General features: G+C 52.1%; 1 protein-coding gene. It reads left to right on the top strand.

Annotation, left to right across the window (positions count from 1 at the left end; all coding sequences use genetic code 11):
- On the top strand, nucleotides 1-403 hold a 403-nt coding region (locus KH400_RS29880; protein ID WP_217228189.1), incomplete at both ends, for a hypothetical protein.

Here is a 403-nt window from a genome sequence, read left to right as displayed (position 1 = left end):
AGGGAGGGGAGGGGGGAAGGGAGGGGGGAAAGAGGAGAAGAAGAAGAAAGAGGGGAAGAAAAAGAAGAAGAGGGAAAAGGAGAGAAGGGAGGGAGAAGGAAAGAGAGGGAGGAGGGGGAAGGAAAGGGGGGAGAAAAAGGAGGGGGGGGAGGAGGAAGGAGGGAAGAGGAGGAGGGAGAGGGAGAAAGAGGAGAAGAGGGAAAGGGGAGAGGGGGAGAAGGGGAGAAGAAAGGAAGAAAAGGAGAAAGGGAAGAGGAAAAGGGAGAAGGGGAAAGAGGAGAAGAAAGAGAAAGGGGAAAAGAGAAAAAAGGAGGGAGGGAAGAAAGAGAGAGGGGAGAGGAGAAAAAAAGGAAAAGAAAGAAAGAAGAAGAGAGGGGAAAGAAAGAAGAGGGAGGGGGAAAGG

Origin of the sequence: Desertibacillus haloalkaliphilus, from assembly GCF_019039105.1 — a bacterium.
GTDB lineage: Bacteria > Bacillota > Bacilli > Bacillales > KJ1-10-99 > Desertibacillus > Desertibacillus haloalkaliphilus.
Note: the sequence above shows the minus strand (reverse complement) of the source record. Positions and strands in the feature narration are given on the sequence as shown.